Here is a 26,208-nt window from a genome sequence, read left to right as displayed (position 1 = left end):
AATTAATACCCTAAATTTCTTTTTCATTTTATTATTGTTGAAGCTAAAAATGCTTTAATCTTATTATTTTAAACCACGATTAATTAAAGCAAAAATTAGTCAATAACGAACTTAAATTATGAGCAAAAGAATTTTATTATGGTCAATAACAGCAGCTTTAGCCGGGTTTCTTTTTGGTTTTGATGTTGTTGTTATTTCAGGAGCAGATAAAAAATTACAACTCCTTTGGGAATCATCAGATACCTTTCATGGTTGGGTAGTTATGGGTATGGCGCTTTGGGGAACCGTGATTGGTGCCATCTTTGGTGGTTTTCCAACAAATAAATATGGACGTAAAAATACGTTAATTGCTATTGGAGTTTTATTTGCGGTTTCAGCGATTGGCTCTGCATTGTCTAATGATCCTTATGTATTTGCACTGTTTAGATTTATTGGAGGTATTGGTGTTGGTGCATCTACGATTGCAGCTCCGGCATATATTTCAGAGATTGCTCCTGCCAAGGATAGAGGTAGGCTCGTAGCTTTGTATCAATTTAATATTGTATTCGGAATTTTAATAGCTTTTTTATCCAATTATTTATTGAGTGGTATAGGGGAAAATGCTTGGAGGTGGATGCTAGGCGTAGAGGCGATACCGGCCGTATTGTATATCTTATTTGCCTTAAAAGTTCCTAGAAGCCCACGTTGGTTGCTGTCAAAGTCAAGAATTTCAGAAGCAAAAAAAGTATTAGCATTAATAGATCCAAAAGCAGATGTTGATGCTCAAATAGCAGCGATGAATCAGCACTCTGAAAAAAGTGATAAGTCAGAAACTATTTTTATTAAAAAATACAGATTTCCTTTAATATTAGCCTTTTTAATTGCTTTCTTCAATCAATTTTCAGGAATAAATGCTTTTCTCTATTACGCCCCTAGAATTTTTGAAGAAGCGGGTTTAGGAGAGAGTACGGCACTTTTAAGTAGCGTTGGGATTGGCGTAACAAATTTGGTATTTACATTGTTAGGAGTCTTTTTAATTGATAAAGTAGGTAGAAAAACCTTGATGTATGTAGGCTCTGTTGGGTATATTATTTCATTAGGCCTCGTATCTGCAGCATTCTTTTATGGATGGACAGGGTTAGCAGTGCCTATTTTCTTATTTCTATTTATAGCAGCACATGCTATAGGGCAAGGTGCAGTAATCTGGGTTTTTATTTCTGAGATATTCCCAAACCACTTACGAGCATCAGGTCAGTCTTTTGGTAGTTCAGTACATTGGATTTTGGCAGCACTTATTCCGTCTTTGATCCCTTATTTGTTTCAACATCCTATGGTGGGAGCAGGGGTCGTATTTTTAATATTTGCGGTAATGATGGTCTTTCAATTGTTATTTGTTATGTTTTTGATGCCGGAGACAAAGGGAAAAACCCTTGAAGAATTAGAGGATGAAATGTTAAGAAAAAAAGTATAAAAGGATGTTTAAATTTTTAAGCTTTTTAGTCGCGTTTGTTTTCTCGATAAGCCTATCGGCAGCAAAAATAGATACGCTCGTTATTTCAAGTAAATCAATGCGTAAGAAGATTAAAAATTTGGTGATTACTCCAGATTCATATCAAAAAAAAGAGCTACGTTATAATGTAGTTTATCTATTGCATGGCGCAGGTGGCAACCATAAGTCCTGGCTAGAAAAAGCTCCTGAGTTGGAGAAGTATGCGGACCTATATAATGTTATTCTAATTTGCCCTGATGGTGATAAAACGAGTTGGTATTTTGACAGTCCAGTTGATAAGAATATGAGTTATGAGACCTACATCGCAGAGGAGTTAGTATCTCATGTAGATAAAAAGTATTATACCATACCAAACGCTGAAAATAGGGCTATTACGGGGTATAGTATGGGAGGTCATGGAGCACTGTATTTAGCCTTTAAACATTTAGATGTTTGGGGATCTGCGGCTAGTATGAGTGGTGGGGTAGATATTAGACCCTTTCCTTTGCAATGGGATATTGCAGAACGCCTGGGAGCGTATGCTGATGCTCCTGAAGCGTGGGAAAAACATACCGTAATTAATTTAACACATCTGTTAAATGGACAAAATTTAGATTTTTTGATAGACTGTGGGGTAGATGATTTCTTTTACAATGCTAACCTAAGGTTACATCAAAAACTTCTGGAACGTAATATACCTCATGATTACATTGAAAGGCCAGGAGGTCATACCAATGAATATTGGAGGAATTCTATAAAATATCAAATGCTCTTTTTTAATGATTTTTTTCAAAAAGGTAGGCAACAAACCAAATAATTAAAATAGTTCTTAAGGTTTTCAACTTCATCTAAAGCTGAAATTAGCTTTACGGGTAACCTGTCCATATCCATGGGCTATAATGCCATACGTAATGGTGAAGCCATTTGTAGATTTAGCATAAGGAAAACTCAGGGTATGCATAAAGGTCACTTTAACGTAAAACTTCAAGAAAATAAACGCGCTGTATGAATTTTATTAGGACCAAGGCTTTTATTTTAGGCACCATTTTAATGGTATCTCTTACGGCATGCAATCGCAGCACAGCTATTGGCGTAACATCACCTAACGGAAAAAATACGTTTACACTATTACCAGGAAAAGGTATTGGTTTTTCTATGTCGTATGACGGACACCAAGTTTTATTGCCTTCTACTCTTGAACTGATTTCAAACGATATTAATTTTGACGGTAAGTTAGGGGTTCTAAAAGTTGAAAATACAACTATTGAAAACGAATGGAAATCTAATTTTGCAGAATTAAGTACGATACCTGATCACTATAATCAGCTTAAAGTACACCTTAAAAAAGGGGATGCTAAAATTACTATTATTTGCAGAGCCTACGATGAGGGACTCGCATTTTCCTATGAGATTCCGGTACAAGATCATATTACAGAAGTGGCCTTAGCGGAGAACATCCATTACAATTTCAAAGAAGATTATCAAGTATGGTCCACCCCAAAACGCGGACCAGGAGTACTTACGGCTCAAGGGGAGTATAAAAAAATACCCATAAGTAAATTACAAAAAGGTGTTGAACGTCCTTTGGTTATTGAAATTAGTGATCGTTTAATAATTGCGCTAGCCGAAGCGAAGTTGGTAGATTATGCTAGATTAAGTTTTGACAAAGGAACAAGTGCTACCTATAGTATTTTATCAAGTTTAGATGGTAGAATGGGCGATCAAAAGCAAGACACAATTACGGGTGCAATTATTTCTAAACGGGAAGAAGCAGGGGCTAAGGTGCATAAAAAATTACCTTTTCAATCTCCTTGGCGAGTGGTAATGATGGCTAAAAATGAGGGGGAATTATTGACCAATAATTATATCATTCAAAACTTAAATGATCCTTCTGAAATTAAAGACGAGTCTTGGATAAAACCAGGGAAGGTATTACGAGAAACAACACTTACTACAGAAGGGGCTTATGCAGCTATTGATTTTGTAGCTGCACATAACATGCAATATATCATGTTTGATGCAGGCTGGTATGGTGATGAGATGAAAAATAGCTCAGATGCCATGACGGTAACCTTAGATCCAAAAAGATCAAAAGGCCCTCTAGATATGGAAGCGGTAACCGCATACGGCAGAGAAAAAGGAATTGGATTGATACTGTATATAAATCGTCGTGCTTTAGAAAAACAGATCGATGAAGTATTGCCCTTGTTAAAAAAATGGGGCGTAGCCGGGATTAAATATGGCTTTGTTCGGGTTGGAGACCAAGATGCTACGGCTTGGTTGCATGAAGCGGTTAAAAAAGCAGCCGAATATGAAATGATCATAGATGTGCATGATGAATATAGACCTACAGGCTTTTCTAGAACGTATCCAAATTTTCTAACGCAGGAAGGAATTCGTGGTGATGAGGAAACAGTGCCTAATGCTCATACGTTGGTTAGTATGTTTACACGCACGCTTGCCGGAGCTTCTGATAATACAGTTTGTTATTACAATTCTAGAGTTGATGAAATGGGTTCTCATGCCTCTCAACTGGCCAAAACGGTTTGTATTTTCAGTCCACTTCAATTTTTATATTGGTATGATAAACCAGCGGCATCACCAGAAAAAAAAGATGGCCTGTGGGGAGATACAAGGCATATCGGTAACGAGCCAGAATTAGAGTTCTTTAATAATGTGCCTACCACTTGGGATGAAACCATCGTTTTAGAAGCTAAAATTGGAGAAATTGGGGTCATCGCCAGAAGGAAAGGATCAGATTGGTTTATTGGAGGAATTAATGGGGTAAAACCTCGGAATATAGTTTTAGATTTTTCTTTTTTAGCAAAAGGACAGCCATTTAAGGCCAGGTTTTATACTGATGATGCGCTTGTGGAAACACGAACAAAAGTGAAAGTTGAAGATTTTGACATTACAAGTGAGACTGTTAAGGACCTAGCGGTTAAAGCCAATAATGGCTTTGCAATACACATAACAACAAACAAATAATACGCGGATTATGAAAGTTTTTAAGAATTTTAAATCAGCTTTAATAATACTAATTTTCTTAGTAGGGAAGCCAACGGAAATGTTTAGTTTTCAACAAGTTCAAAAAACAAATAACTTAAAATTGAAAAAGCAGAAGGGGAAAAAACCGCGTAATGTTATTTTCATTTTAACAGATGATCATCGGAATGATTTTATGGGGTTTACAGGAAAAGTTCCTTGGTTAAAAACGCCCAATTTAGACAGGATGGCAAGTGAAGGAGCACATATGAAAAATGCTTTTGTTACCACCTCCTTATGTTCGCCAAGTAGGGCAAGCATTCTAACAGGGCAATATTCACATGTACATACCATTGTAGATAATGTGGCTCCCAACCCTGGTGATTTAACATTCTTTCCTCAATATTTACAAAAGGCGGGGTATCAAACGTCCTTCTTTGGTAAATGGCATATGGGCGACCATAATGATAGTCCAAGACCCGGTTTTGATCATTGGGAAAGCTTTGCAGGTCAAGGAGATTATTACGCACCAAACTTAAATATCAATGGTAAAAATACGCAGTATGATGAAGAGACCTATGTGACAGATTTGTTAACTGATCATGCGGTAGACTGGTTGGATCATAGAGATCAAGATAAACCCTTTTTTATGTATTTATCGCATAAAGCAGTACACGCTATGTTTTTTCCTGCCAAACGTCATGAAGGTATGTACGCGGGTAAAAAGATTGACAAGCCAGATAGTTACACCCAAACAATTGGCTCTGAGTATAAAAAATTAAACTGGCCAGATTGGGTGAAGAGACAACGGGATAGTTGGCATGGGGTAGATTACATGTATCATGGTACTGCCGATGGAACTTTTGATGATTTAGTGCAACGCTATTGTGAAACCTTAATGGGAGTAGATGATAGTGTGGGTACGGTATTAGATTGGTTAAAAGCAAATGGATTAGAGGAGTCTACCATGGTTATTTATATGGGTGATAATGGTTTTAGTTGGGGAGAACACGGACTTATAGACAAACGCCATTTTTATGAAGAGTCTGTAAAGGTGCCCATGTTGGTACGTTGTCCTGAATTATTTGAAGGAGGAAAAACCGTTGAAAAAATGGTGCAAAATGTAGATATAGCACCAACAATTTTAGATTGTGCAGGCTTAGAAAAACCAACATATATGCCTGGGAAATCTTTTGTGCAATTACTACAAGGAGATGAAACCAAGTGGCGCGATAAAATATTTTATGAATACTATTTTGAATATGATTTTCCGATGACGCCAACAGTTTTTGGGGTTAGAACAGATAAATACAAATACATAAGATATAATGGTATTTGGGATACGAATGAGTTGTATGATATTGAAAATGATCCCAATGAAATTGTCAATTTAATTGATGATCCAAAACTGCAACCATTGATTAAAGATTTTGCAAATAGTTTGTATGACTGGTTAGAAAATACAAACGGAATGCAAATCCCTTTAAAGCGAAATGTGTTTCATAGGATTGGAGATTATGAGCATGCCAATCAATATTAATAAATAGAAAAAGAATCAGGGTATTGTAATCTGCTTCACATTAAAAAGCAGAGGTTCAGGCGAAAAAAGAGCATTTTACACAGACCAGTAAGTTATAATTTATACGAGAGATTAATGAGAAAGATGGAGTTAAAATTGAATTCAATTGTATTTGTACTGCTTTTTAGCATGTTAACAGGGATAGTAACTACGAATGCTCAAAAAAGTGCACACCCCAGAATTTATACGACTAATGAAGCTAAGCCTGAATTTTTAAATAGTATTAAAACTATTGAATGGAAAAAAAGTTTAGTAGATAAGAAAATTAAAAATTTAGAAAAATATTTGGAGTTTGTTGAAAATGATCCAACATGGTTGGTTTCTAGGTTACAAATGAATTGGAAGACTAAACATGATAAGGTCTTTCTTAAGGGAGGATATTTTGATCATTCGGAGGGGAATGCTCCAGTGCCTACGGTACGTTTTTCAGGAACTAGAGATTGGGCTTCAGAATATTCAACACCTAATTTAGAAGAGGTAGAACCGTATTTTGATGATCCGCGTGGTTATTATCTAGCACATAAAAAAACAAAGGTTAAAGAATGGGTGCATCCTTCAAAAATAGGCTTTGCTATAGAGGGGATTAATCGAAAGATTATGAGTCTGGTGGAAGATGCTTCTTTTTTATATTGGGTCACGGGCGATAAAAAATATGCTGAATTAGCAAAGCCGGTTTTTGAAACCTATATCGCAGGAATGTATTATAGAGATGCTCCTATCGATTTAGAAAATGGAGTACAACAGCGTATTTCTGGATTGGCCACATTTGAAGTTATTCATGAAAAAATATTGATTCATTTAATTACAACTTATGATTTTCTGTATGATTATTTTGAAGGGGAAAAAGTAAACCTAGATCAAGCATCAGCAGTATTTCAAAAATGGGGAGATCAAATTATCACTAATGGAATTCCAGATAATAATTGGAATCTTTTTCAGGCTAGATTTTTAACCTATGTAGCCCTGGTCTTAGAGGATAACAATGCGTATAAAAATGGAAAAGGACGCCAGTATTTTCTAGACCGTACTTTTAATACCTCTTCAGAAAGACAGTTAGCTATTAAGGAATCCTTATTGGTTTACAATCAGGAAACGGGTATGTGGCCAGAATGTGCTTCCTATTCTGTTCATGTGATTACTACCTTACTTGATATTTTTACACTTTTAGATCATGCCACAAATAAAAAGGAGTTATCAAACTTTCCAATCATAGAAAAAGCGGCTTTAGCATCTTTTCAATATTTATTTCCTAGTGGGTATACTGTTGGTTTTGGCGATTCAAATCACAAAACATTACCGCCAGAAAATTTTGAGCTTTTAATTTCAAACTATAATAAATACAAGAATGTAGAAAAAGAAACTATTATTTCTGGACTGTTAGCCCAAATGATAGCTAAAGGAGAATATGAGCGAGAAGCGAAAGATTTGCCGCAATTATTCTTTTATGTGGATGAGTTAAAAACGTCAGAAAATGATAAAAACGGACTGGATCAATTAACATCGCCAACGTTTTACGCTTCTAATGTTAGTATGTTTAATCAGAGACTAGGCAGCGGAGCTCATGCCATGATGGTTTCTACGGCTGGTTCTTATGGTAACCATTCTCATGCCAATGGTATTTCTATTGAGCTATTTGCAAATACTTATGTTTTGGGTCTAGATATGGGGAAAGGTTCTAGTTATTGGCATAGTGACCATAGAGAATATTACTCTAGATTTCCAGCGCATAATACAGTTGTGGTAGATGGCATTTCAGATTACAATGCGATGCGGGGCTACCATCCTTTTAAATTAGATAATAATTTTCCGAAAGTAAGTGAAAAACCTTCGTTTGATAAGTTGACCTTCTCTAAAGTGTCTTTTTTTGAGCCTAAAACTCAGGCAGACCAACAACGCTTTACAGCAATTATAAAATCGAACGCTTCAAATGGCTATTTTATAGATGTATTCCGATCAAAAAAACAAGCAGGTGGCGATCAACGGCACGATTATTTTTATCATAATCTAGGGCAATCACTTCAAATTTTAGATAAAAAATCTAATGCACTTACTTTAAAAACGACGAAAGATTTTGGTAGTATATATGGCGATATCAAAGGCTATGATTATTTGAGAAGTAAAAAGAAAGTGAAAACGGCTGAAGATGTGCAAGCACTTTTTAAGCTTAAGACTACGGATAGTCCTGATAATTTAATGAAAGTTTGGATTAAAGGAAGTGAAAAGCAAAGTATTTACACCGCTTTAGCTCCCAAATCCAATGTATTAAAGAAAGATTCTGGCACAGCACCTTCGGAGGTATTTGGAGATTCAATTCAAACTTTAATTGTAAAGCGAGAAGCATCAGCTTGGGAGAATCCGTTTGCCATGGTTTTTAATCCTTATTTCGAAGGAAAAGATAATCCAATTGCTGAGGTAAACTATTCCTCAATTAAAGAAAACCCGAGCACACAAGTCATTAATGTGACATTAAATGATGACACCACAGATACCATCATTTTAAACACAACGGAAGAAGACGTAGTTGAAAAAGATGGGGTGTACCAAAAGGGATTGTTATCGGTTGTAAAAACAGTTAAAAGTAGTGATGATTTAGCGTACTTCTTTCTTGGGGGGATGTACAAATACGAACAGCATGGTTGGGAAATTGTAGCTTCTGGAATTCCTGTTAATATTTCTGTAGAACGTAATGGAGATACTTTTGTTTTAGAATCAGACGGACCAATTTTAATAAGAGCACCTTTTCTGAAAGGGAAAAAATCGGCCGAATTACAAGTTTATGAAAATGATATTTTAATTAGTTCAAGAAAAGGGCAGGTGTCAAGAGCTAACCCCGAACAATTGGTGTTTAGATTAGAAAAGGCATATCGTAAAGTAGTTATAGCATACTTAAAAGAATAAAATGAAGGTCTTAATAAACATTGTAGTCATTTTTAGCTTCTTGGGATTTTTGTCTGAGGTTCACGGTCAGGATAAATACGAAGCTAGAGAAATACTACCAGATAGTTTGGTGTATAAAATAATTGAGGGAGATACCTTAAAACTAACGCTGTTCTATCCTGAAAACGTGCATCAAAAGAAAAAATTTCCAGCTATTGTTTTTTATTTTGGCGGCGGTTGGAACGGAGGTACCACCACGCAATTTGAAGACCAAGCAAAGTATTTTGCAACAAGAGGAATGGTCGCAGTTTTGGTGGATTATCGGGTACAATCAAGACACAAAACAACTCCGTTTGATGCCGTTCGTGATGCGAAGTCTGCAATACGGTATTTGAGAAGTAATGCTAAAAAGCTGCATATAAATCCTAAAAAAATAGTGGCCTCTGGCGGTTCTGCGGGAGGGCATTTGGCTGCTGCAACAGCGATAATAAAAGGCTTAGAAGAACCTACTGAAGATATATCAATTAGTTCTAAAGCAAATGCGCTAGTCTTATACAATCCTGTAATTGATAATAGCAAGACTGGATATGGCTATGATAAGGTAGGTGATCGCTATTTAGAAATATCACCCCTACATAATATAGCAAAAGGAGCACCACCTACCTTGTTTTTATTAGGGAGTAAAGATCCTCTAATTCCGGTTGCTACTGCTTATGAGTATCAGTCTAAAATGCAGGCTATTGGGAGCCGCTGTGATGTTGTTATTTATGAAGGACAGAAGCATGGGTTTTTTAATCAATGGAAAGAAAACGGACCTGAATATTTTAGAAAAACAACAGTAGAAGTAGATGCTTTTTTACAAGCTATAAAATATTTAAAAGGAAAAGCAACAATGTAGTTGCGAACGAGAAGATTTTAAAATGAAGAAAATTGTACTATTATTCACAGCAGTATTACTCCTTATTTCTTGTTCCATACAGGCGAATACGATAGAATTATTTGTTTCTGTAAACGGAGTAAAGAATAGTAAAGGATCAAAAAGCAAACCTTTTTTAACCATAGAAGAGGCTATTAAAAGAGCAACAGAATTAAAAGAAAAAGATACCAGCTTAAGTATCGTTATTAACATCCTTCCAGGAGCATACTATCTTACCAAATCAATTCAAATTCCATCGATATTAAATGGCTTACAGATAAAAGGGACAGATGCTTCAGAAGTTCATATAAAGGGATCCATTCCTTTAAAAGCCAATTGGAAAAAGTATAATAGTACGATGTATGTCACCAAAGTACCAAAAGATTTAAATTTTGATCAATTGATAGTGAATGGAAAAGCGCAAATTTTAGCACGTTATCCCAATTATGATGAGAATGGGCATTATTGGCAGGGGTACGCAGCCGATGCTATTTCTAAAGAACGCATTGCTACGTGGAAACATCCAAAAGGTGCTTATTTTCATGCCTTGCATAGTGGTCGTTGGGGCGGTTTTCATTTTGAAATTACTGGAGTAAATGAAGATGGGACCGCTATTTTAGAAGGAGGTCAACAAAACAACAGAGCTTCTAAACCCCATGAAGAGTTTCGTATGGTAGAGAATGTTTTTGAAGAGTTAGATAGTGCAGGAGAATGGTTTTTAGATAAAACTACTGATAAATTATATTACTGGCCATCAGAAGGGTTAAATCCAGAGACGACTACGTTTGAAGTTTCAGTACTTAAAGATTTGATACAAGTTGTGGGTACTTTAGAAAACCCGGTTAAGAATGTAAGCATAAGCAATATTACATTTGAAAATACCCAACGTACGTTCATGGAAGTATATGAACCTTTACTGCGTAGCGATTGGAATATATACAGAGGGAGTGCTATTTTCTTTGAAGGAACGGAGAACTGTAACGTAACCAATAGTGAGTTTACCAATTTAGGCGGTAATGTTATAATGGCGAGTAAGTACAATAAAGCATTAAGCATTATAGGAAACCATATTCATGAATGTGGCGGGAGCGCCATTTCATTTGTAGGAGACCCTTCGGCAGTACGTTCGCCTTCTTTTCACTATTCGGAGTTTGTTCCCGTAGCCGAAATGGATACTATTCCTGGACCTAAGAACGAGTTGTATCCTCGTAATTGTTTGGTAGAAGATAATTTAATACATCGCATTGGTCGCATAGAGAAACAAACAGCCGGAGTCCAAATTTCTATGGCGATGGATATTACGGTCCGTCATAATAGTATTTATGATGTGCCAAGAGCAGGTATAAATATAGGCGATGGTACTTGGGGCGGTCATATTTTAGAATTTAATGATGTGTTTAATACCGTATTAGAAACTAGTGATCATGGCTCATTTAATTCGTGGGGTCGTGATCGTTTTTGGCACCCAAAACGTGCCGTAATGGATAGTTTAACTACAGCCAACCCAAACATGCCTATGTGGGATGCTATAAAAACTACGATTATCAGAAATAACCGTTTTCGTTGTGATCATGGTTGGGATATTGATTTGGACGATGGGTCTTCTAATTATCATATTTATAATAATTTATTATTAAATAACGGACTTAAGTTGCGTGAAGGATTCAATCGGATCGCTGAAAATAATATCATGGTAAACAATTCCTTGCATCCGCATGTGTGGTTTGTAGAAAGCGGAGATGTTTTTAAGCACAATATTGTGAGTGATGCTTATCAAGATGTTAGGCTTCTAGGGTGGGGAAAAGAACTGGATTACAACTTTTTTTCAACGGAAGAGGCCATGTTAAAATCTCAAATTTATAATAGGGATAATCATAGTGGGTTTGGCGATCCATTATTTAAGGACCCTGCTAGGTTAGATTTTACGGTAGCTGAAAATTCACCAGCCTTAGCTGTTGGTTTTAAAAATTTTCCAATGGATGAGTTTGGAGTTCAAAAACCATCGCTGAAGAAGCTTGCAAAAACTCCAGAAATCCCTCAATTAAAAAAACCGTCAGCTAATGAGAACAATGTTTCTCCTACAATAGCATGGTTACGTAATGATATAAAGAGTGTAAGCTCGGCACAAGAGCAGTCGGCCTATGGCCTAAATACAGCAGAAGGTGTAATTGTTTTAAAAGTATGGAGTCAAAGTCCGGCAGTACAAAATAACGGACTTAGAGCGGGAGATGTGATCTTAAGCGCATCAGGCAAAAAAACAGGAACGGTTAAAGACTTTTTCGTCATAAGTGCGGCGAATGCAGGAGCAGAATTAAAGCTTCTAATCATGAGAAATCAATCAGAACAAGAATTAATAATTAAAACCAAATAACGCAATACACTATAAAAATTAAAGAAATGAAAATAATAAAGAAATCATTAGTAGTAGGGCTACTTGCTGTACTGCAAGTTACCTCAAGTTTTGCTCAAGAAAAGTCAGACGTAAAAAAATTGGATGATGACCAACGCATGGAATGGTGGCGTGATTCTAAATTCGGTATGTTTATTCATTGGGGGGCATACTCCATAATTGGAGGTGAACGTGGTACCCAAATAGCTGGTGGTGGTGCAGAATGGGCCATGGATAAATTAGATTATACCATTGAAGACTATGAGAAATTTCCTGAAATGTTTAACCCAACAATGTTTGATGCAGATGCATGGGTAACTATGGCTAAAAATGCAGGAATGAAATACATTGTTATTACGGCGAAGCACCATGAGGGTTTTGCATTGTGGGATTCTAAAGTATCAGATTATGATGTGATAGATAAAGCTCCGTTTAAGAGAGATGTGATTAAAGAATTGTCAGAAGCCTGTAAAAAGCAAGGGATTAAATTTTGTTTTTACTACTCTATTGTAGATTGGCATCACCCACAAGCACAAGGAAATTTATATCCAAATTATAACATTTCTCAACATGATGATCCTACGGTTGTGAATCCTAAGTTTCCTAAATACTACAAGAACTACATGAAACCTCAAGTGAAAGAATTATTGACAAACTATGGGGATGTTGGTGTCGTTTGGTTTGATGGCGATTGGATTTCGGACTACACAACAGAAATGGGAAAAGATCTTTATAGCTACATTCGGGATATTCAACCAAATACGATTGTAAATAATAGAGTTGATAAAGGTAGAACAGGAATGGACGGTATGAATAATAATCCAGGACAGTTTGCGGGCGATTTTGGGACCCCAGAACAGGAAATTCCAGATACAGGAATTGATTCTGATTGGGAAGCGTGTATGACAATGAATGGCTCATGGGGCTATAAACCATCTGATACTGATTGGAAAAGTAGTGAGGACTTAATCCAAAAATTAGTAGATATTGTTTCTAAAGGAGGTAACTTTTTATTAAATATAGGACCAGATGGTTTTGGTAGGTTTCCTTCAGAAAGTATTAGACGTTTAAATGCGATGGGAGAATGGACGCAAAAAAATGGCGAAGCTATTTATGGTGCTTCGGCAAGTCCGTATGCAAAGCCAAAATGGGGGCGTTATACGAAAAAAGATGGTGTACTCTATGCTCATGTTTTTGATTGGCCAGAAACAGGTACGTTAAAATTACATAAAGACATCAAGGTTAAAAAAGCAACAGTATTAACAGATTCTAAAACAGCATTGAAGTCATTAGCCACTTCTAGGGAGGTAGTCTTAGAGGTGCCCATGTTGGCTCCAGATGCTACGGTTTCTGTGATTAAAATTGAATTGGAGAACTAGTTTAAAAACGGAGTTGCTAAATAAGAAAAGAACAGACCAAACACCATTCAGGTGCTTGGTTTGTTTAACACGTAAAAGTTTAAATAGATATAAAGTATGAATGTTTCCAAGAAAATAATTAGTGTAGCCATTGCTTTTATTTTAAATGTGGGTGTTGGGTTTTCTCAAGTCAATGAGTACGCTAAACCAGAATGGGGAGGATATACAGAAGGAGAAGACGGATTTTTGTTGGCACATGTTTTTAATTGGCCCGCAGATGGTAAGTTGGTGATAGACAGGGCTATTAAACCAAGAGAAGCACGATTGCTTTCTGAACCAGATAAAAAGATTAAAATAAAATTAATAGAAGGTAAATTAACGATATTATTACCGGAGGAGGCTCCGGATACTCAGGTTTCGGTGGTTAGAATTCAATTAGTACCTACTGATGATTGGGCTAATCTAGGCCGATATGAAAAAGAAAATTCAGAATTGAAAGCACCCGCTAGAAATGAGAATAGAGTGGTTTTTATGGGGAATTCTATTACCGAAAAATGGGTAAAATTTAAGCCTGATTTTTTTGATGATAATAATTTTGTGGGCAGAGGAATTAGCGGACAGACGTCACCGCAAATGCTTTTAAGGTTTAAACAAGATGTTATAAATCTAAGCCCTAAGGCAGTAGTGATACATGCAGGAACAAATGATATAGCACAAAACAGAGGGCCTATTACCCTTGAGCAAATAGCTGAAAATATCTTTTCCATGGCAGAATTAGCTAAAATTCACAACATTAAAGTGGTATTAGCATCGGTATTGCCTGCGAGTAGTTATTCTTGGAGCCCTTCTATAGAGCCTGCAGACAAAATTATAACACTAAACAGCTTAATTAAAGCCTATGCTAAGAAACATAAACTAGTGTATTTAGATTATTACACGCCTATGGTAAATGCAGAAAAAGGCTTAAAAGTAGATTTAGGTAGGGATACTGTTCACCCTAATATTGCAGGTTATGAACTAATGGAACCTTTAGTAAAAGAGGCTGTAGAAAAGGCTTTAAAAAAGAAATAAGCATAAAAAACGATAGCTTATAATGTTTGCATTATAATTTATAGCAGATAAATAGTAAAAAGGATAACATTGGTACAACAAGTTTTGTTGCTGTCAATGTTATTTTTTTTGGAAGATAATAAACCACCTAAAAAGTGGATTGATTGACAACGGGTAAAGAATAATTGTAATTCACAAATTGAAGAAATCATGAAAATTAAATCCAACCAAGTACTCGTATTTGTTTTGTTAATCACTTTAGTTATTTCTTGCTCAAGCGCTAAAAAAACATCTTCATCTAATGAAGGATTTGTCGATTTATTTAATGGTGAAAATTGGGAAGGTTGGTACTTAAAGCTAAAAAATGGGGACCATGAAATGGCTAAAAATGTCTATGCCATAGATAATGAAATGGTACATGTTTTTAAAAATATGCCAGATAGTTTAGACTTAGGTACTGGCGAAAATGGAACACATGGTCTTTTTTATACTAACAAAAAATACAGTAAATATATACTTCGCTTTGAATACAAATGGGGGACTAAAATCACGAATAATTTTGAGAGATGGCAATATGATGCAGGTATTTATTACCATGTAACCGATGATAAAATTTGGCCTACAGGTATAGAGTATCAAATACGATATAATCATGTTTCTAATACCAACCATACCGGAGATTTTATTACCGGCGGAACTTCTCTTAACTGGTTTGTGGCAAAAGATAGTTCAACGTTTTTATTACCAGAAAATGGAGGGTTACCTACAGGGCAGCGTAAAAATAAAATGCTATTGGCAAGTCCAAATGTTGCCGTTAATGCTTTGAATGATCAATGGAACCAGTGCGAAATAATTGTAATGGGAGATACGTATACCATTCATAAATTAAATGGTGTCATTGTAAATATGGGAACAGACCTGTCTGTGAACGAGGGTATTATCGGTTTTCAATCAGAAACAGCAGAGATTTATTATAAGAATATTAAGATCAAAGAATTTGATGAAATCATTCCGATGGAAAATTTTTTAGATTAAGAGAGATTTATCTAATGCTTTTGAGAGAAGCTTCGATGAACCCTCAGAAGTTATCTAATGACATCAAACAAAAAAACATCAAACCTTTTGAAAATGAAAAAATCAAGCCTATTATTTTTTGTGCTATTCGTTTCTTTTAGCAGCTTTTTATCAGCTAATGATACACCTAAAACATACAAGGCAGATGTAATTATTTATGGTGGCACATCAGCGGCGATTGCCTCTGCGATACAATTAAAACGAATGGGAAAGTCGGTCTTAGTGGTGTGCCCTGAAAAACATATAGGCGGACTCTCTTCTAGTGGCTTGGGGTTTACAGATCTTGGAAATAAAAGAGTCATCGGTGGTATATCAAAAGAGTTTTATGAAGAGGTCTATGCCCATTATCAAAATAAGGAGGCGTGGAACTGGCAGCCTAAAACAGATTATGGAAACATAGCGCAAGGAACCACGGCTATAGATGATGACTTAAAAACCATGTGGACGTTTGAACCACATGTAGCTGAAAACATTTTTGAAAATTTTGTAAAAGAGAATCAAATTGAAATATTACGGGACAAATGGCTAGACCGTGAGAGTGGCGTTAAAATGGAAAAAGGTAAAATTGTTTCCATAACGATGTTAGATGGGACTACGTATAAAGCTAAAATATTTATTGATGCTACTTATGAAGGAGATCTTATGGCGGCAGCAGGGGTAAAATATCATGTAGGCAGAGAAGCAAACAGTGTTTATAATGAGAAATGGAATGGCGTGCAGAAAGAAGAATTTCATCACAGTCATAATTTTGGCGATCGTAAAATAAGTCCTTATGTGATACCTGGCGATCCAACTAGTGGCATACTGCCAAGAATCTCAACAGAAGATCCAGGAGAGCAAGGTTCTGGAGATCATAGAGTACAAGCCTACAATTATAGGTTGTGTACTACCAATGCAGAAGGTAATGTTGTTCCTTTTGAAAAGCCAGAGAATTATGACCCTGCTCAGTATGAATTACTGAGAAGAGTTTTTGAGTCCGGCCGATATTCTATGTTTGGCGGAGGTAAAATACCAAATATGAAGCGAGATGTAAATAATGTAGGTCCGTTTAGTTCCGATAATATAGGAATGAACTATGAATACCCTGAAGCATCTTACGAGAAAAGAAAAGAAATTTTAGACGAGCACATTGCATACCACAAAGGCTTACTTTATTTCTGGGGCCATGATGAAAGTGTGCCAGAAAGATTTAGAACAAGTATAAAAAAATGGGGATTAGCAAAAGATGAATTTGCAGATAATGGCCATTGGCCGTATCAAATCTATGTGCGGGAAGCAAGACGTATGATTGGAAAATTTGTAATGACAGAAAATGAAATATTAGGAAAAAATAAAGTAAATCAATCCATAGGAATGGGGTCTTACACGATGGATTCACATAATGCACAACGCTACATTACCAAAGAGGGTTATGTACAAAATGAAGGTGATTTGGGGATTGATGCAGAAGAGCCCTACCAAATACATTTAGGAACAATACTTCCTAAAGAAGAAGAGTGTAAAAACTTATTGGTTCCTGCGGCAGTTTCAAGTTCGCATATTGCTTTTGGTTCTATCAGAATGGAACCTGTTTTTATGATCTTAGGGCAGAGTGCAGGTACCTTAGCAGGTTTGGCTTTGGAAGATAATAAGAACCTCCATGATATTTCTTATGGCACCTTACGTAAGGTATTACAGAAAGATGGTCAAGTCTTAGAATTTTCAACGCCTAAAGATTAAAGGTTCTTATGAAGTTAAAAATAACTACGATACTAATTTTATGGTGTGCTTTCAGCTTAACCGCCCAAGCTCAAGTTATAAATGCAGGGGTTAGTGGTAATACTACTTCAAACCTTTTAAACAGACTAGAGCACGATGTACTTGAGCAACAACCAGATGTGGTTATCATTATGGTGGGTACAAATGATATGTTGAATTCTAAAAAAATGATATCCTATTCCACCTATGAAGAGAATTTAAGTACGCTGATAAAAGCGATAAAAAATAGAAGTTCAAAAGTACTTTTAGTAGCACCACCTACAGTAGATAGTACCTATCTATTTGAGAGGCATGATAGAAAATTATTTAGGGAACTACCGAATGTAAAATTAGATACGGTTCGCGTTGTGATGATGAGATTAGCGAATGAATTTAATGTTGATTTTGTAGACGTATATCAAGAATTTGTGAACCTAGATTTGCCGCAACATAATGAAGATTTGGTGATCCGTAATGAAAAGAATAGTACTCGAAAAGATGGAGTTCATTTAACGGCATTAGGATATAAAATGTTAGCACAATCAATTTTTACCGCCTTAGAAAGCAATGATTTGCTTCAGAAAAACCAGAAGGTAATTTGCTTTGGAGATTCATTAACCTTTGGAGCAGGATTAAAAAAGGGAGGTGCCGTGATTGGAGAAAGTTATCCTGCAGTACTTCAAAAACTAATACTTGAACATTTCGAATTAAAAAAATAGCATTAACGATGATTAAAAATACACTAGCATTACTAGTCTTTATTTCTTTCGCGAGCTGGTCTCAAGCACAGATTCCGCTTCCTAAAAGTCAAGAATCAGGATACCCTCGTCTGTATGTCACACAAGATGAAAAAAAGGATTTACAAAAGACCCTTAAGAAAGAAGCCTGGGCCAAAGAGGTATTATCAGGTATTCATAAACGAATAGATACCCATGTAGAGCGCCATGTTGATGATCCAGAATGGATGGTTTCCCGTTTGCAAATGTATTGGAAAACAAAAGCAACCAATGTTTACGTTAATGGGGTAGATTATTCTCATGCAGATGGGGAAGCTCCTGTGCCTACAGTACGGTTTACAGGATCTCGAAATTCTGCTACCCCTTATGGTAAACCCGCTTTGGAAGATATTTTGCCTTATATGGATGACCCGCGTGGGTTATACTTACCAAACCGAACTAAAGAAGGTAAGCCTTTTGAGTGGGCAGAGCAATCGGAGACTGGTGGTATAATTATTTCAATTAATAGAGAGATAATAGGCTTAGGTAAAGAAGCTGCTTTTCTGTATTGGTTAGAGAATGATGATGCGTTTGCTAAGTTTTCTTTTGATTTATTTGATACCTATATGATGGGTATGTCTTACAGAAGCGAACCTATTGATATCTTAAATGGCCATATTCAAACCCTTGTGGGACTCACCAATTTTCAAGTAATACACGAAGGTACTTTGAGTGATATAGCAGAACTCTATGATTTTTTGCACCCTTATATTGAAGCAAATTACCCGGAAAAGATTGGTATGTATGATACGACCATTAAAAAGTGGACAGATTTGGTAATTAAAAATGGCGTACCTCAAAATAATTGGAACCTTCATCAAGCAAATATCATTTTAAAAGCAGCGATGGTGCTGCAAGATAATAGCAGTTATGAAGACAAAAAAGGGCGCGAATACTACATCAATTATATATTGAATGTTACTTCTGCAAGACAATGGTCTTTAACCAAGTTTATGGACTACGGTTATGATGAAAGTAATGGTGTTTGGAATGAATGTCCTGGATATTCTATAGGCGTAACTAAGAGTCTTACCAATTTTATTAGAGATTTTGACAATACATTTGATCATAATATACTGCCATATACTCCTGTAATGGAAAAAGCTGTAAAAATGCTACCACAATATGTTTTTCCGAATGGTGAAATTGTTGCTTTTGGAGATAGCTATTATGGTCCACTAGATACAGAAGCTATGAGTGATATGATCCGCATTGCTCAAAAAAATAAAGACGCAAAATTAGAGGAAGAATTTACAGGTTTGTACCGTTTGTTCAATGACGATGTAGAGAATTCTGAAAAGACGCATAAACCAAAGGCCGAAATCGCTTCGTTTTTTGCGAGTAAACCTCTGGTGTTGAATCCAAAGTATGGTAAAGGAAATATAGATGATTATAAAACTCAAACTTTTTATGCTCCTAATGTCAGTTGGCAGGTACAACGCATGGGTACAGGCAAAGATGGGATGATGGTATCGTTAAACGGATCATTAGGAAACCATATGCATGCCAATGGTATTAATATGGAATTGTATGGAAAAGGATTTGTGCAAGGAGCAGATCCAGGCAAGGGTGCTAATTATCTTCAGCCTATTTATTTAGAATATTACTCACAGTTTCCTGCTCATAATACGGTAATGGTAGACGGTACCTCTTCGTATACCGAAATGTTGAGTAACCATGCCTTTGATTTAGTGGGGCAGTATCCAAAATCAGAAGAAAAAGAAGGGTTTTATAAAGCTATTACGTATTCAGATGTATTCTTTTTAGAGCCAGAAAGTCGCAGTGATCAAAGCAGGTTGGTGAGTATTATCAAAACCGGAGAAAGTACAGGGTATTACGTAGATATTTTTCGTTCTAAAAAACAACGTGGTGGCGATAAGTTTCATGACTATTTCTATCATAATCTAGGACAAAGTATGCACGTGAGTGATGCCAATGGGAATCCATTAGAATTAAAGCCAAGTGAAGAAATGGGTTTTGCGGGAGGTCATTTATATGCCTTTGATTATATGTGGGATAAAAAATCTGTTCTCACAAATGAAGATTATCAGGCAGAATGGAAAATAGATATGCCTGAGGGTGAAGAAGATGTTTTTATGAACCTTTGGATGAAAGGTACGGAAGGGCGTGAAGTGTTTACCATTAAATCTCCTCCTAATAAAGCATTTAAATACAATAAAAAAATACCGTATGATGTTAGTGAGGCACCTTATTTGACTCTTGCAGCAAGGCAACATGGTGAGGCCTGGAACAAGCCTTTTGCTTCGGTTTATGAACCATTCACGTCTAGTGAAGGAAAAAGTGTTGCTACTATTTCAGGTTTTGAAGATGAACATGGGAGCACAGATTTTGTAGGTCTTCATGTAGTGCATAAATCGGGAAGAGAAGATTTTGTTTTTTCATCAACAGAAAATAAAATAGCAAAATATAAAGGGACAGCTACTGATGCAGCCTATGCTTTAGTGGGTCAAGAAAAAAATAAGGATATCATTTTATTTTTAGGAAACGGAACAGAACTTACCGCTAAGGGGTATAAGATAGCAACAAATAAAAGGGGGAATGTAGTTCTTGAAATTAAAGCAGGAAAATTGTTTTTAAATAATGAAGTTCCAGTAACCATCACACACGATAAAAAAGAAAAGCAATTTGCGGTTGGAGCATATCGCTCTGTCCAATTAGATTAATACTATTAGTATTGGATTTCTAGAATGAAATGGATCAACTAAATGAAGAGGGTGTTGTATGAGAACAAATAATATAGATATGAAAAAAAAGAAAGCCCTAGTTATCTGCTTGAGTTTCTTATGTTCTTTTACCTTGGTATTTAGTGCTACAACTCAAAAAGAAGCGCCCTTAGATATACGCGAATTTTTAAAACATGCGGACGGTGAAACAATTTACCCGTCAGCAAGGCAGCTAGAAATGCTTAAAAAAGTGATACCAACTAGAGCATACAAACCAGCACCTGCAGGTTCTGATCGGGTGTATTGGAATGCCATTGCCGCAACACCATCAGGAAAGGCATATGTACAGGAAGCATTGACTATGTTATCTAAAGCTCCGGAAGTACCTATTTCCGATGAGATTTATAAACGTGCGAATAAAGAAGGGAATAGAGGAATATATAAGCCCAGGTATTACCGAACCATGGAGCGTTTAGAGCATTTTATATTGGCAGAATGTTTAGAAAATAAGGGGCGGTTTGTTCCACAAATACATACGTATATACAGGCTATTCTAGATATGAAGTCATGGTTACATCCTAACCATGATGATGCTGAAAATGGTGTTCTTGAAGGCAGGCGTGTGTCAATTGATTTAGGTGCACGAAAATTTGGAGGGGTATTGGCATTGGCATCAGCACTCTTAGAAGATGAGCTTTCTGAGGCTATGCGTGATGCTATAAAAGAACAATTGCAATGGCGTATTACCGATAATTATTTACAAAGTTGTAAAGTGCCCGATGAAAACAATCATTGGCTTAATGGTACGAGTAATTGGAATTCAGTCTGCACAAGTGGGTCTATTTTGGTCACCATTACAAATTCTGACAGTTCAGAAGAACGTGTGGCGGCTATTGGGTCAGCAATAAACAGTATGAAGTATTATTTGAGTGGCTTTGGTGCCGATGGGTATTGCTCAGAAGGCTTAGGATATTGGGGTTACGGTTTCAGCCATTATTTGTATTTGGCACAAATGCTGTCCGATTATACCGATGGGAAAATAAATTTATTTGCGTTTGATAATCCAGAGAAATTAAAGCGGGTAGGAAATTTTCCAGAGCATTTTGAAATACAGAAGGGTACGTGTGCTCCTTTTTCTGATGGTGTTTCACATATAAAAAGTGCTGGAAGTAATTTTGCTGAGGTCTTGTCTTCTAAATATTATGGAGCGAAGAAACCATCAGAAATTAGAATGGAAGAAGCTGTAGAGCAAATCATGGTGTGGAATAATCCAATGCTTTTTAGCGTAGAAGAAACCACTTCAAAACAAGAAACGGGCTTAAAAGGGCACACGTATTTTGATGATTTTGGAATGGTCATTTCACGAGGAAAACAGAAAGTGCCTTTTTCAATAGCGCTTAAAGCCGGGCATAATGCTGAAAATCATAACCATAGTGATGTAGGTACCTATAGTATCGTTCTAGGTGAAGATTTTATGACTGGCGATATTGGAGCACCTTCGTACATAGCAGGGTCATTTTCGCCAGACAATAAAGCTCGTAGTTCATGGGGACACCCTGTGCCAATAGTAAATAATACACTACAAGCTAATGGTAGGGCGTTTGAAGGAAAAATTATAGAAACGGTCTTTGAAGATACTATTGATAAGGTGGTAATGGATCTCAAATCAGCCTATGCTATGCCACTATTAAAATCTCTGACGAGAACGATACTAAATGATAAAGAAGGAGCGGGAAAAATAAGTATAGAGGAGGATGTTGTAAGTAATGTGCCTATCTCTTTTGGCACGGCAATAATGACCTATTCACAGTATGAATTCATAGATGACCATACTGTGGTATTAACTTCTGAACATCAGAAATTAAAAGTTGAAATTAAGAGCAAACAGGGCGTATTAAAAATTACGGATGAGAAAGTACCTGTTGTGCATTTAAGAGAAGGAGGTATAGCGTATAGAATTGGAATCGATTTTGTAAAACCAATTAAAAAAGGGAAAATCACAATTACCTATACGCCATTATAGCAACTACTATTTTTACCATTTGTAAAATTTCATTGCTTAAAAATTGACATTATCTTCTAAATATGCTTCTATTTTAAGAGTATGGCAAAAAAAGTATCAATGTCAGTTTTAAAATTGGTGGATTTGAAGAAGTTTTGAATGTAAGTTTAAACCTTGGAATACATCCGTTGTGATTATTTCAAGCAGGATAGGATTACTCTTTTGTGAGCTGCAGGTTTGATGTGAAAATTGGCTGTTCCTAAAGTAATTCTCTAATACCAACTAATACTCAAATAATTTTCTGATGAATAAAATGATGTTCCTGTATAAATTAGGATTAACGGTACTACTAGTTACAAGCTTCTCTTGTAAGGAAGAGAAAAAGACAACTATAGAGAAGAAACCTAATTTTTTATTTGTTCTTGTTGACGATCAATCCCCTTTTGATTTACAGGTGTATGACGGTGCTTCCATTCTGGAAACCCCCACCATAAATCAATTAGCAAATGAAGGGACTGTTTTTGACGGAGCCTATAATATGGGCTCTATGAACGGAGCAGTTTGTACTCCTTCACGGCATATGATCATGACCGGCCGCACTGTATGGCATTTACCACCAAGTGCAGAATTTCAAGATAATACAGCTCCGAACCCTTTAGATGAACAAACCATAGGCGCTATTTTTAATAGGGCTGGATACAAAACCATGAGAACCTGTAAGGTTGGCAACTCTTATCCTGGCGCAAATAAGCAGTTTACTGTTGTTCATGATGCTACCAAAAGAGGTGGAACAGAAGAATCTGGTAGTGCTTGGCATTCTAAACAAGTACTTGATTATTTAGCAACTAGAGAAGAAGAGAAAGAAACGAATCCCTTTTTTATCTATTTCGGTTTCTCTCACCCACATGATACTAGAAATGGCACTCCAGAACTTTTATCAAAATACGGAGCGACCAATCATAAGGATGAAAGCTCATTACCGCCAGCAAATGTAAAGCAGCCGGTTTTACAAGAAAACTATCTTGCGGAGCATCCTTTTTTTCATGGACACCCGGAATTACGTGATGAAGAACGCGTAAGTGGGGTGTGGAAAAATAGAGATGAAAATACCGTTAGAAATGAGTTAGGTCGGGAGTATGCTTGTGATGAAAATATAGACAACCAATTACAAAAAGTACTTGCTAGGCTTAAAGAAACGGGCGAATTGGAGCGTACCTATGTAATATATACTTCAGATCATGGAATGTCTATTGGGCGCCATGGATTAATGGGAAAGCAGAACTTATATGAGCATACCTGGCGTGTCCCATTTATGATTAAAGGCCCTGGAATTACCGCAAATAAAAGAGTGCAAGGAAATATTTATTTACTAGATGTATTGCCTACGTTATGTGATTTGGCAGGCATAGAAATTCCAGAAACAGTAGAAGGGAAAAGTTTTGTGCCGGTTCTAAAAGGGGAAAAAGAAACAGTACGTGAGGTGATGTATGGCGTATATGCGGGAGGAACAAAACCAGGGATGCGAAGTGTGAAAAAAGGAGATTGGAAATTAATAAAGTATGATGTAATGGATGGTGCTGTACGAGAAACACAACTATTTAATTTAAAAGCAAATCCAAATGAATTCCTTCCAGAGCACCAAAAAACAGGAGCAATGGAAACAGATTTAGCGGAGAATCCTGAATACGCAGATAAATTGGCGGAGATGGAGCAATTGCTACTGGAGCAAATGATTGAGAATGAAGATCCATATCGTTTATGGAATCAAACAGAAACGCCAAGTAGTGCTAGCGATAAATAATTGATAATACAAAGAAAGTAATGGAAGTAAAGGCTTATAAATTGATGGGGATAGTAACACTATTTTTAGTGTATTTCAGCATTTCAAATAATGGATATTCGCAAAACGAGCAACCTAATATTGTCGTTTTTTTATGTGATGATTTGGGGTACGGCGATTTATCATCTTACGGCCATCCATTTATTGAAACACCAAATATTGATCAATTGGCAGCAGAAGGCATTAAACTAACTAATTTTTATGCCGCAGCACCAGTATGTTCTCCTTCAAGAGTTGGGCTTTTAACGGGTCGAAGTCCAAATAGAGCAGGGATCTATGATTTTATTATTGGGGGAAATAAAAAAAGAGATGATAATAGAGATATGGTACACCTGCAAGCAGATGAAGAAACTATTCCAGCTCGATTAAAATCTGTAGGCTATGCCACTTGCTTAGTCGGGAAATGGCATTGTAGCTCTCTTTTCAATTCGGAGGAGCAACCTAAACCTAGTCACTTTGGTTTTGATCATTGGTTTGCTACACACAACAATGCCGCTCCTAGTCATAAGAACCCTAAGAATTTTGTTCGTAATGGAGAAAAAGTAGGAGAAGTAGCAGGTTTCAGTAGTCAGATTGTGGTAGATGAAGCTTTACAATGGCTCGATAAAAAAGAAGATAAGAAACCTTTTTTCTTGCAGGTAACCTTCCATGAGCCTCATGTGCCTGTAGAGTCTCCACAAGAATTAGTAAACAAATACCTTCCAGTAGCTAAAAATGAAAATGAAGCTCAGTTTTTTGCTAATGTGGAAAATGTAGATTTGGCCGTTGGCCGAATGATGGACTATTTAGAGAAAAATCATTCAGAAAATACCATTGTAATTTTTACTTCAGATAATGGTCCGGAAACACTTATGCGTTATGAAAAGGCCTATAGGTCTTATGGTTCTCCTGGCGCATTGAAAGGGATGAAACTATGGACCAATGAAGCAGGGTTTAAAGTGCCTTGTGTTATAAAATGGTTGGGCAAACCAACGTTTACAGGAACCTCTGATGCGGTGATTTCAGCGCTTGATTTTATGCCTACATTCTGTGAATTATCGGGTGCAGCGCTACCAGAAAATGCATTAGACGGGCAGTCTATGCAATCGTTTCTCCAAACTGGAAATATCGAGAGAGAGAAACCCTTGTTGTGGAGTTTTTACAATGCCGAAAATGATCATGTCATAGCCATGAGAGATGGGGATTGGAAAATAATGGCACAGCTGAAAAATAAGGGCAACTATCTGCCTAAAATATTTAATGTCTATGATGGTAATGAAGCTTTTGTAAAAGAAAGTAAGCTAACCGATTTTATACTGTACAATTTAAAAGACGATGCTAGTGAAACTACAGATGTAGCATCAGAAAGCGGAAAGAAATATAAGGAGATGCGTAAAAAGCTAAAAAGAGAATATGAAGAATTACTAGCGGATAGCCATATTTGGATACGAGATTAAAAAGAATAAATTTTCGAAGTACCTATAGTTACGGAAA

At 36.4% G+C, this 26,208-nt stretch carries 16 protein-coding genes; all 16 read left to right on the top strand.

Annotated elements, in window-relative coordinates; translation table 11 throughout:
* Positions 1 to 118: 118 nt before the first annotated feature.
* The 16 genes from M666_RS00110 to M666_RS00035 all read left to right on the top strand — a co-directional run bounded on the left by M666_RS00110 (position 119) and on the right by M666_RS00035 (position 26,171).
* The gene (locus M666_RS00110) at positions 119 to 1,450 is read left to right on the top strand and encodes a sugar porter family MFS transporter (RefSeq protein ID WP_029445465.1); all 1,332 of its coding nucleotides are present in this window, start codon (positions 119 to 121) and stop codon (positions 1,448 to 1,450) included.
* Positions 1,451 to 1,454: 4 nt separating this feature from the next.
* On the top strand, positions 1,455 to 2,285 hold the full coding sequence (locus M666_RS00105; RefSeq protein WP_029445466.1) for an alpha/beta hydrolase: 831 nt from the start codon (positions 1,455 to 1,457) through the stop codon (positions 2,283 to 2,285).
* A gap of 188 nt (positions 2,286 to 2,473) precedes the next feature.
* Positions 2,474 to 4,456, top strand: a complete 1,983-nt coding sequence (locus M666_RS00100; RefSeq protein WP_029445467.1) for a glycoside hydrolase family 97 protein — start codon at positions 2,474 to 2,476, stop codon at positions 4,454 to 4,456.
* Between the two features lie 121 nt (positions 4,457 to 4,577).
* On the top strand, positions 4,578 to 5,993 hold the full coding sequence (locus M666_RS00095) for a sulfatase family protein (protein ID WP_226989941.1): 1,416 nt from the start codon (positions 4,578 to 4,580) through the stop codon (positions 5,991 to 5,993).
* Between the two features lie 135 nt (positions 5,994 to 6,128).
* On the top strand, positions 6,129 to 8,930 hold the full coding sequence (locus M666_RS00090) for a heparinase II/III domain-containing protein (protein WP_226989940.1): 2,802 nt from the start codon (positions 6,129 to 6,131) through the stop codon (positions 8,928 to 8,930).
* Between the two features lies 1 nt (position 8,931).
* Positions 8,932 to 9,807: an alpha/beta hydrolase gene (locus tag M666_RS00085; protein WP_029445470.1), complete on the top strand. Its 876-nt coding sequence runs from the start codon at positions 8,932 to 8,934 to the stop codon at positions 9,805 to 9,807.
* Positions 9,808 to 9,829: 22 nt separating this feature from the next.
* Positions 9,830 to 12,196 carry a PDZ domain-containing protein gene (locus tag M666_RS00080; RefSeq protein WP_029445471.1) on the top strand — a complete coding sequence of 789 codons (2,367 nt, stop codon included), beginning with the start codon at positions 9,830 to 9,832 and terminating at the stop codon, positions 12,194 to 12,196.
* A gap of 26 nt (positions 12,197 to 12,222) precedes the next feature.
* Positions 12,223 to 13,593 (top strand): alpha-L-fucosidase, encoded by a 1,371-nt coding sequence (locus M666_RS00075; protein ID WP_029445472.1) that lies wholly within the window; start codon positions 12,223 to 12,225, stop codon positions 13,591 to 13,593.
* 96 nt (positions 13,594 to 13,689) lie between these two features.
* The gene (locus tag M666_RS20585) at positions 13,690 to 14,643 is read left to right on the top strand and encodes an SGNH/GDSL hydrolase family protein (protein WP_029445473.1); all 954 of its coding nucleotides are present in this window, start codon (positions 13,690 to 13,692) and stop codon (positions 14,641 to 14,643) included.
* 189 nt (positions 14,644 to 14,832) lie between these two features.
* Positions 14,833 to 15,657 (top strand): 3-keto-disaccharide hydrolase, encoded by an 825-nt coding sequence (locus M666_RS00065; RefSeq protein ID WP_029445474.1) that lies wholly within the window; start codon positions 14,833 to 14,835, stop codon positions 15,655 to 15,657.
* Positions 15,658 to 15,750: 93 nt separating this feature from the next.
* Entirely contained in the window at positions 15,751 to 17,415 is a 1,665-nt protein-coding gene (locus M666_RS00060; protein WP_029445475.1) for an FAD-dependent oxidoreductase, read from the top strand.
* A gap of 8 nt (positions 17,416 to 17,423) precedes the next feature.
* Complete coding sequence (locus M666_RS19840; protein ID WP_029445476.1) at positions 17,424 to 18,152, top strand: SGNH/GDSL hydrolase family protein; 729 nt, start codon at positions 17,424 to 17,426, stop codon at positions 18,150 to 18,152.
* 8 nt (positions 18,153 to 18,160) lie between these two features.
* Positions 18,161 to 20,893 (top strand): endo-acting ulvan lysase-like protein, encoded by a 2,733-nt coding sequence (locus M666_RS00050; RefSeq protein ID WP_052206633.1) that lies wholly within the window; start codon positions 18,161 to 18,163, stop codon positions 20,891 to 20,893.
* Between the two features lie 79 nt (positions 20,894 to 20,972).
* A complete protein-coding gene (locus M666_RS00045; protein WP_039326151.1) occupies positions 20,973 to 22,916 on the top strand; it encodes a hypothetical protein in 1,944 nt (647 codons plus the stop codon).
* A gap of 283 nt (positions 22,917 to 23,199) precedes the next feature.
* On the top strand, positions 23,200 to 24,696 hold the full coding sequence (locus M666_RS00040; protein ID WP_039324844.1) for a sulfatase family protein: 1,497 nt from the start codon (positions 23,200 to 23,202) through the stop codon (positions 24,694 to 24,696).
* 20 nt (positions 24,697 to 24,716) lie between these two features.
* Positions 24,717 to 26,171, top strand: a complete 1,455-nt coding sequence (locus tag M666_RS00035; RefSeq protein ID WP_029445480.1) for a sulfatase-like hydrolase/transferase — start codon at positions 24,717 to 24,719, stop codon at positions 26,169 to 26,171.
* Positions 26,172 to 26,208: the final 37 nt, after the last annotated feature.

Source organism: Cellulophaga baltica 18, from assembly GCF_000468615.2.
GTDB classification, from domain to species: Bacteria; Bacteroidota; Bacteroidia; order Flavobacteriales; family Flavobacteriaceae; genus Cellulophaga; species Cellulophaga baltica.
This window is presented reverse-complemented; position numbering and strand designations above follow the sequence as displayed.

Bases quoted from the DNA above. Each gene is read 5' to 3' on its own strand.
- M666_RS00035 (WP_029445480.1), top strand. From the start codon at position 24,717: ATGGAAGTAAAGGCTTATAAATTGATGGGGATAGTAACACTATTTTTA.
- M666_RS00040 (WP_039324844.1), top strand. From the start codon at position 23,200: ATGAATAAAATGATGTTCCTGTATAAATTAGGATTAACGGTACTACTA.
- M666_RS00060 (WP_029445475.1), top strand. From the start codon at position 15,751: ATGAAAAAATCAAGCCTATTATTTTTTGTGCTATTCGTTTCTTTTAGC.
- M666_RS20585 (WP_029445473.1), top strand. From the start codon at position 13,690: ATGAATGTTTCCAAGAAAATAATTAGTGTAGCCATTGCTTTTATTTTA.
- M666_RS00050 (WP_052206633.1), top strand. From the start codon at position 18,161: ATGATTAAAAATACACTAGCATTACTAGTCTTTATTTCTTTCGCGAGC.
- M666_RS00075 (WP_029445472.1), top strand. From the start codon at position 12,223: ATGAAAATAATAAAGAAATCATTAGTAGTAGGGCTACTTGCTGTACTG.
- M666_RS19840 (WP_029445476.1), top strand. From the start codon at position 17,424: ATGAAGTTAAAAATAACTACGATACTAATTTTATGGTGTGCTTTCAGC.
- M666_RS00100 (WP_029445467.1), top strand. From the start codon at position 2,474: ATGAATTTTATTAGGACCAAGGCTTTTATTTTAGGCACCATTTTAATG.
- M666_RS00110 (WP_029445465.1), top strand. From the start codon at position 119: ATGAGCAAAAGAATTTTATTATGGTCAATAACAGCAGCTTTAGCCGGG.
- M666_RS00085 (WP_029445470.1), top strand. From the start codon at position 8,932: ATGAAGGTCTTAATAAACATTGTAGTCATTTTTAGCTTCTTGGGATTT.
- M666_RS00080 (WP_029445471.1), top strand. From the start codon at position 9,830: ATGAAGAAAATTGTACTATTATTCACAGCAGTATTACTCCTTATTTCT.
- M666_RS00105 (WP_029445466.1), top strand. From the start codon at position 1,455: ATGTTTAAATTTTTAAGCTTTTTAGTCGCGTTTGTTTTCTCGATAAGC.
- M666_RS00065 (WP_029445474.1), top strand. From the start codon at position 14,833: ATGAAAATTAAATCCAACCAAGTACTCGTATTTGTTTTGTTAATCACT.
- M666_RS00045 (WP_039326151.1), top strand. From the start codon at position 20,973: ATGAAAAAAAAGAAAGCCCTAGTTATCTGCTTGAGTTTCTTATGTTCT.